Source organism: Variovorax sp. Varisp36, assembly GCF_047304235.1.
GTDB lineage: Bacteria > Pseudomonadota > Gammaproteobacteria > Burkholderiales > Burkholderiaceae_C > Variovorax.
Window position 1 is genome coordinate 172,851 of the sequence record NZ_JBGLYU010000005.1, and the last position, 8,066, is coordinate 180,916.

Here is an 8,066-nt window from a genome sequence, read left to right on the forward strand (position 1 = left end):
GCCTGGTTCTCCCTCACCCATCCCCTTGCCAGCGGCGCCTCGAACACATCCATGACACAAGCAAACAACGCCAAGATCCCCGTCACCATCGTCACGGGCTTCCTCGGCAGCGGCAAGACCACGCTGCTGCGCCACATCCTTGGCAACGCGGAAGGCCGCCGCATCGCGGTGATCGTCAACGAGTTCGGCGAGCTCGGCATCGACGGCGAGATTCTTCGCGGCTGCGGCATCGGCTGCGACGAGGAAGGCAACGAGCGTGCGGGCGCGCTCTACGAACTGGCCAACGGCTGCGTCTGCTGCACCGTGCAGGAAGAGTTCCTGCCCGTGATGCTGCAGCTGGCCGAGCGCCGCGGCGAGCTTGACGCGGTGCTCATCGAGACCTCCGGCCTCGCGCTGCCCAAGCCGCTGGTGCAGGCCTTCCAGTGGCCCGACATCGCCAACATCTTCACTGTGGATTCGGTGGTCACGGTGGTCGACGGCCCGGCCGCCGCCTCGGGCCAGTTCGCCGAGAACCCGCAGGCCGTGGACGAAGCGCGCCGCGCCGACCCCAACCTCGACCACGAATCGCCGCTGCATGAGCTGTTCGAAGACCAGCTTTCGGCCGCCGACCTCGTGGTGCTCAACAAGACCGACCTGATGGACGACGCCGCGCGGGCCAAGGTCGAGGCGCTGGTGCGCGAGGAGTTGCCGCCCGAAGTGAAGATCGTCGCCGCCACCGAGGGCAGGCTGCCGCTCGCGTTGCTGCTGGGCCAGGGCCGTGAGGCCGAAGCCACCATCCACCTGCGCGAGAGCCACCACGACCATGAGGAAGACCATGATCACGACGAGTTCGACTCGCTCGTGATCGAGCTGCCGCCCGTGGACCGCGACAGCCTGCTGGCTGTGCTGGGCCAACTGGTCGAGCAGCACACCATCTACCGCGTGAAGGGCTTCGTCGCCATTCCGGGCAAGCCGATGCGCCTGCTGGTGCAGGGCGTGGGCCGCCGCTTCGACCACCACTTCGATCGCCGCTGGCGCGATGGCGAGGCGCAGCGCACGCGCCTCGTGTTCATCGGCGAAGACCTTGACGAAGCGATGCTGCGCAAGGCGCTGGAAGAGGTGAGCGCAGTCGCCGCCTGACCACCTGAACCGATGCACTTGCTGAGCACCCAGCCCGGACGCTTCGTCGAGGACGACAGCGTCGTCACCCGCCTCGACCAGACGCCGGGCGACATCGTGGTGCTCAGCTCGGCCGACACCACGCTCGCGCTGCTCGCGGCCGCGCGCACTGCGCTGGCGGTCACCGACCCGGGCTACCCGTCGCTGCGGCTGGCCAACCTGATGCACCTGCGCCAGCCGGCCTCGCTAGACCTGTACACCGACGAGGTGCTGCAGCACGCGCGCGTGGTGGTGGTCGACCACCTGGGCGCGGAATCGGCCTGGGCCTACGGACTCCAGCAGCTCGAGAAGCTGGCCAAACGCAAAGGCCAGCAGCTCGCCATGTTCTCCGGCGACCTGCAGGAAGACGAAGACCTGCTCGCGCGCAGCACGGCGCCGCGCGCGGTGAGCCGCCAGCTGTGGCAGTACATGCGCAGCGGCGGAGCGGGCAATGCGATGCAGTTCCTGCGTGCGGTGGCTTTCCACGGGCTTGGCCACGGCGAAGCGCCGCTGCCGCCGCGCAGCCTGCCGCAGGTCGCGCTGCATGTGCCGCAGGGCATGGGCGCGGCGCATGCCGTCGCCGGCATCGACGACCTGCGCGCCGGCTGGCATGCGGGTGCGCCGGTGGTGGCGCTGGTGTTCTATCGCTCGCATCTGCTGTCGGGCAACACGGCGGCCTTCGATGCGCTCGCCGCGGCGCTGAGCGCCGAGGGGCTCAACCCGCTGCCGGTGGCGCTCGATTCGCTGAAAGACCCGCTGTGCCTGTCCACGCTGCGTGCGCTGTGTGTCGAGCATGACGTGCAGCTGGTGCTCAACACCACGGCCTTCGCGGCGCTGGGGCAGGGCGCGCAGGATGAATATGGCGAAGCCCTGGCCCTGGCCGGCGATGCGCCGGTGCTGCAGGTGATCGTGAGCGGCGGCAACCGCGAGGACTGGCTGGCCGACAGCCAGGGCCTGCGTCCGCGCGACATCGCCATGCAGATCGCGCTGCCCGAGATGGACGGCCGCATCGTCACGCGCGCCGTGAGCTTCAAGGGCCTGTCGCACCGCTGCGAACTCACGCAGACCGAGGTGGTCAGCTACCAGCCCGAGCCGGACCGCATCGCCTTCGTGGCCGAGCTGGCGCGCCGCTGGTGCCGGCTGCGCAGCCTGCGCGCCGACGAGAAGCGCATTGCGTTGATCCTTGCGAACTACCCGGGCAGCGAGGGCCGTATCGGCAGCGGTGTGGGGCTCGACACGCCGGCTTCGGTGATGGCGATCCTGCAGGCGATGGCGGCCGAGGGCTATGCGTTGGGCGAACCCGGCGCGATGCCCGCCGAGGGCGATGCGCTGATGCGCAAGCTGCAGGAAGGTATTGCGAACGATCCCGCGCAGTGGGCTGCGCGGCCGGCGTGGCAGAGCTACGGGCTGGCCGAGTACCGCATGCGGCTCGCGTCGCTGCCTGAAGGCATGGCCGACGCCATCGACGCACGCTGGGGCCCGCCAGAGCAGGACCCGATGCTGCGGCGCGATCGCTTCATGATCGCCGGCCTGCGGCTGGGCCGCGTGTTCGTCGGCATCCAGCCCGCGCGCGCGCTGGGTACCCTGGACATGGCCGACTACGCGAGCTACCACGACGCCGAACTGGTGCCGCCGCACAGCTACCTCGCGTTCTATTTCTGGCTGCGCGATGCCTTCGCCATCGACGCGGTCGTGCACGTCGGCAAGCACGGCAACCTCGAATGGCTGCCGGGCAAGAGCATCGCGCTGTCGCGGGCCTGCTGGCCCGACGCGATCCTCGGGCCGCTGCCCAACGTGTACCCCTTCATCGTCAACGACCCGGGCGAGGGCGCGCAGGCCAAGCGGCGTACGCAGGCGGTCATCGTCGACCACCTGATGCCGCCGCTCACGCGCGCCGAGAACCATGGCCCGATGCAGGACCTGGAGCGGCAGGTCGACGAGTACTACGACGCGCTGCTGGTCGATGCGCGCCGCGCGAAGGTGCTGCGCGCGCAGATCCTCACGGCGGTGCGGGCGCAGCATCTGGTCGAAGAGCTGGGCGGCCTGCCGGGCGCGGAAGACGATGCGGTGTTGGCGCGCGTGGATGCCTACCTGTGCGAGCTGAAGGAAACGCAGATCCGCGACGGGCTGCATGTGTTCGGCGCGTCGCCGCGCGAGCGGCTGCGGCGCGACACGCTGCTGGCGCTGGCGCGCTATCCGGCTGCGGACGGCGCGGGCGCGAATGCCGGGCTGCTCGGCGCGTTGTCGCAAGACCTGTTGCCGGGCGAGGCGTTTGACCCGCTCGACATCGACGCGGCACAACCGTGGCTGGGCGCGCGTCCCGCGCTGCTGCAATCGGTGAGCACCGATGCGTGGCGGCATCAGGGCGATACGCGTGAGCGGCTGGAGCTGCTGGCGCAGCGCCTGCTGGAGGACAACAACTGTCCGTCCGGCATGCCGCATACCGCTGCGGTGATGGGCCGCGTCGAACAAGATCTCGCCCCCGCGCTCGACGCCTGCGGTGCGCAGGAGCTGCTGCAGCTTTCACGCGCCCTGCAAGGCCGCTTCGTTCCGCCCGGACCGAGCGGCTCGCCATCGCGCGGCCGCCCCGACGTGCTGCCCACCGGGCGCAACTTCTACGCGGTCGACACCCGTGCCATTCCCACGCCCACCGCCTGGATGCTCGGCCTCAAGTCCGCCGCGCAGCTGGTCGAGCGGCACCTGCAGGAGCACGGCGACTATCCCGCGGCGCTGGGCCTCTCGGTCTGGGGCACGGCCACCATGCGCACCGGCGGCGACGACCTGGCGCAGGCCTTCGCCCTCATCGGCGTGCGGCCGAAGTGGGCGCCGGGCAGCCAGCGCGTGGTCGATTTCGAGGTGCTGCCCACGGTGGGCCTCGGCCGTCCGCGCATCGACGTCACGCTGCGCATCTCGGGCTTCTTCCGCGACGCGTTTCCCAATGCGGTGCAGATGTTCGACGCGGCCGTGCAGGCCGTCGCCGCGCAGGAAGACGAAGACGCCGAGCGCAACCCCGTCCGCGCGCGCATCCTCAGCGAGGCCGCCGCGCTCGAAGCGCAGGGCATGGCGCCCGAGGCCGCCCGCACGCAGGCGGGCTGGCGCGTGTTCGGCTCCGCGCCCGGCAGCTACGGCTCCGGCCTGCAACGGCTGTTCGATCATGGCGACTGGCAGACCGACGACGATTTGTCGAAAGCCTATGTCGGCGGCAGCGCCCACGCCTACGGCCAGGGCAGCGACGGCGTGCCCGCCACCGGCGCGCTGGTGCGCCGCCTGCGCGCGATGAACGTCGTGCTGCAGAACCAGGACAGCCGCGAGCACGACCTGCTCGACTCCAACGACTACTACCAGTTCCAGGGCGGCATGGCCGCCGCCGTGCGCCACCTGAGCGGGCGGCAGCCGGCCATGTACCACGGCGACCACGGCAACCCGCAGGCGCCGCGCGTGCGCACGCTGAAGGAAGAAATCAGCCGCGTCATCCGCGCGCGCGTGGTCAACCCGAAGTGGATCGACGGAGTGAAGCGCCACGGCTACAAGGGCGCCTTCGAAATGGCCGCGACGGTGGACTACCTGTTCGGCTTCGACGCCACCGCGCGCGTGGTCGGCGACCACCAGTACGCGATGGTGGCGGACGCCTACGTGCTCGACGAAGCCACCCGCGACTTCGTGAACACGCACAATCCGTGCGCGCTGCACGACATGCTCAGCCGGCTGCTCGAGGCCATGCAGCGCGGCCTGTGGCAATCGCCCGGCGACTACAAGGACCAATTGCAAAACCTGCTGCTCGGCCACGAGCAGCAGATGGAAGGACTTTCGCGATGACCACTGCCGCCCCCATGCCGGTCCCTTTTCCCTTTGCCGCGATCGCGGGCCAGCCGCAGCTGCGCCAGGCGCTGCTGCTGGCCGCTGTCGATCCGGGCCTTGGCGGCGTGCTGATCGAAGGACCGCGCGGCACCGCCAAGACCACCGCTGCGCGCGCGCTGGCAGAGCTGCTGCCGGGCGCGCCTTTTGTCACGCTGCCGCTGGGCGCCAGCCTTGAAAGCCTCGTGGGCACGCTCGACCTCGGGCAGGCGCTGGCCGGCCACGAACTGAAGTTCGCGCCCGGCCTGCTGGCGCGCGCGCACGGCGGCGTGCTGTACGTCGACGAGATCAACCTGCTGCCCGATGCGCTGATCGACTCGCTGCTCGACGCCGCGGCCAGCGGCGTCAACGTGGTGGAGCGCGACGGAATTTCCCACCGGCATGCCGCGCGCTTCGTGCTGGTCGGCACCATGAACCCGGAAGAGGGCACGCTGCGCCCGCAGCTGCTCGACCGCTTCGGCCTGTGCGTGCAGCTGCGCAACATCGAGGATGCCGCAGAACGGCAGGCCATCGTGCGTGCGCGGCTGGCCTTCGATGCCGATCCGCAGGGCTTTCGCACGACGCATGCGAAGGCGCAAGCCGAACTGGCAGCCGCATTGGTCCGTGCGCGCGCCCTCGTGGCCGATGCGACAGCGCTGCCGTATGGCGATGCGGTGCATGAGGCGGTCGGTGCGCTGTGCATCGCAGCCGGCGTCGATGGCTTGCGCGCCGATCTCGTGATGCTGCGCTCCGCTCGCGCGCTCGCGGCCTGGGACGGGGCGGGCGCCATTACCACTGGCCACGTGCAGCGCGTGGCCGAAGCCGTGCTGCTGCACCGGCGCAGGCCCGAAGCCGAGGCTGCGCCATCGGCGGCTCCTCGCTCCGCAATGCCCGACGCGAATCCGAACGACGCCGCGAACAGTGCGGGCGATGAAGACTGGGGGGCCATGCCGCCCGAGCCCGTCGGCATCGAGCGCGTGAAGCCGCTGCGACCGCTGATCGCTCCTGCACAGGCCGCGTCAAAAAAAGCCTGAGCCTCCGGGACGCCGTACCCACTGGCGCACGCCAGGGTGACCGGAGGCAGGGCGCGCAGAGGGATGCATGGCGCGGCCCCGCCTCGCAGGGCGCGGCCTTCGACTGGCCGCGCACCTTCGCGGCGCGCGGTGCCGGCCACCTGCGCCCGGAGCACCTGCGCCGCCGCCCGCAGCAGGCACGCAGCGGCGCGCTGCATTGCTTCCTGCTCGACTGCTCGGCCTCGATGCGCAGCGACAGCAGCCTCGCGCGCGCCAAGGGCCTGCTGCTCGCGCTGATGCAGGAGGCCTACCAGCGCCGCGACCACGTCGCGCTGCTGTGTTTTGCCGGCGAGGTGGTCGAACTGCGCCTGCCGCCGCGCCGCGCCAGCGCCTGGAACGACGACTGGGTCGCGCCGATCGCAGCGGGCGGCGGTACGCCGCTGGCATTGGGCGTGCAGCGCGCGGGGCACCTGCTGGCGAAGAGCGAGTCGCGCCAACGCTGGCTGTGGCTGTTGACCGATGGCCGCAGCAGCGAAAACCCCGCGCGGCCCGAGGCCGCCGACATGGCCTGCGTGGTGGACTTCGAGACGGCGCGCGTGCCGCTGCACCGTGCGCGGCAGCTTGCCACGCATTGGGATGCGCGCTACGTCGTGGCCTCGAACCCGAACGCTTGAGCGTCTTGCCCGGCCGCTGTTTCGACCGGCGCCAGCATCGTTCCCCGGCAACTGGGCGAGCCGCAATGGCACGGGTACTTCGATGGCGGCGAGCCGTCGTCCGCGGTCAGCGAATAGTCGATGAATAGCTCGTCGCCTGCGTCCACGGCCATCAGCGTCTGGAACTTCAGCACCATTTCGCCGCCCTCGTCGTATTCCTCGACGGCCTCGCAATTCGGCTCGCATGAATGGTTCAGGTGGCGAGTGGCGTTGCCGCCCTTGGCGCCGTCGATGGTCTCGTGGTTCGACAGCGTGAACAGGTAGGTGAGCTGGTCGTCCCAAACCTTGGTGGCGATCTCGGCCTGGGTGTAGCGGCGGCCTTCGTAGAGGCCGAGGAAAGCTTCCGCCGGCAGGTCGCGCGTGGCGAAGGCGCCGAGGCCGTGCACGCCGCTGGGGCCTACCCGGACGAAAGGAGTGGAGGAGGTTTGCTTGCGATGCTTCATGGCGGAAGGGATGAGTCGTCGGGTGTCAGGGCTTCGGTGCACCCAGCGAGGCCAGGCAGCCCACGATGGCGTCGGCCGCTTCGTCCAGCCGCGGACCGGGGCGCATCATCAGGTCGAAGCGCGCCGAGGCGAAGCTGCACACGCGCCCGCGCTGGATGGCCGACATGGCCGACCAGCCGGGCCGCGAAGCCATGGCGGAGATTTCGCCGAGCGCCGACACCATCAGCACGTCCGGATTGGCGCGTACCACGAACTCGGGGCTCATCTTCGGGAACGGGCCGAGTGTGCCCGGCACAGCGTTGCCAAGCCCGAGGCGGGCCAGCGTCTCGCCGATGAAGGAGCTCTCGCTGGCCGCGGCCATGCCGCCGTGCACCTCGAAGTAAACGCGACGGCCTTGCCAGCCAGCCGGCACGTGGGCCTTGGCGGCGTCCAGCCCGGCGTCGAGCCTGCGCCAGAAGGCTTCGCCCGCTCCAGGCCGGCCGGTGGCGCGGGCCACGGTTTCCATCACGCGGCGCATGTCGGCGTGGGTCTTGGCGTCGAGCGCCAGCACCTTGATGCCAAGGCGCTCCAGCGGTTCGGCAGCGCGGCTGCGCGGACGCAGCAGCACAAGGTCGGGCTTGAGCGCGACGATGCGCTCGATGTTCGCGTCGTCGATGCCGCCGACCTGCGGCAAGCCCTTCACCGACACCGGCCAGTTGGCATGGCGGTCGATGCCCACCAGCCGGTCGCAGGCGTCGAGCGCGCAGACCGTTTCGGTCAGCGAGGGCATCAGCGACACGATGCGCCGCGCCGGCGCCTGCAGTTCGAGCGTGGTGCCGCGGTCGTCTTCGAGGCGGATGCCCGCCGCGTGCGCCACCGAACCGAAGCCCAGGGCCACGAAGGCCGCGGCCTTCGCGATTTGGCGGGCGGCGGAGGCAAACGGCGGG

The 8,066-nt window shown here is 70.6% G+C and carries 6 protein-coding genes; 4 read left to right on the forward strand and 2 right to left on the reverse strand.

Annotated features, from left to right (window positions below; all coding sequences use genetic code 11):
• Positions 1 to 51 precede the first annotated feature (51 nt).
• The 4 genes from cobW (at position 52) to ACCD11_RS05400 (ending at position 6,658) form a co-directional block, all read left to right on the forward strand.
• Positions 52 to 1,119: a cobalamin biosynthesis protein CobW gene (gene cobW, locus ACCD11_RS05385; protein ID WP_413312791.1), complete on the forward strand. Its 1,068-nt coding sequence runs from the start codon at positions 52 to 54 to the stop codon at positions 1,117 to 1,119.
• Positions 1,120 to 1,131: 12 nt separating this feature from the next.
• Positions 1,132 to 4,953: a cobaltochelatase subunit CobN gene (cobN, locus tag ACCD11_RS05390; RefSeq protein ID WP_413312792.1), complete on the forward strand. Its 3,822-nt coding sequence runs from the start codon at positions 1,132 to 1,134 to the stop codon at positions 4,951 to 4,953.
• Positions 4,950 to 6,005: an ATP-binding protein gene (locus tag ACCD11_RS05395; protein ID WP_413312793.1), complete on the forward strand. Its 1,056-nt coding sequence runs from the start codon at positions 4,950 to 4,952 to the stop codon at positions 6,003 to 6,005. The genes cobN and ACCD11_RS05395 overlap by 4 nt, the downstream gene beginning before the upstream one ends.
• 203 nt (positions 6,006 to 6,208) lie before the next feature.
• Positions 6,209 to 6,658 carry a vWA domain-containing protein gene (locus tag ACCD11_RS05400; RefSeq protein ID WP_413312806.1) on the forward strand — a complete coding sequence of 150 codons (450 nt, stop codon included), beginning with the start codon at positions 6,209 to 6,211 and terminating at the stop codon, positions 6,656 to 6,658.
• Here the strand turns inward: ACCD11_RS05400 and ACCD11_RS05405 are convergent.
• Together ACCD11_RS05405 and ACCD11_RS05410 are read right to left on the reverse strand one after the other, a co-directional pair.
• Positions 6,628 to 7,140 carry an SET domain-containing protein gene (locus ACCD11_RS05405; protein WP_007839124.1) on the reverse strand — a complete coding sequence of 171 codons (513 nt, stop codon included), beginning with the start codon at positions 7,138 to 7,140 and terminating at the stop codon, positions 6,628 to 6,630. The genes ACCD11_RS05400 and ACCD11_RS05405 overlap by 31 nt on opposite strands.
• A 25-nt stretch (positions 7,141 to 7,165) precedes the next feature.
• Positions 7,166 to 8,066, reverse strand: a 901-nt coding sequence (locus ACCD11_RS05410; protein ID WP_413312794.1) for an ABC transporter substrate-binding protein, incomplete at its 5' end; no start/stop codon positions are given.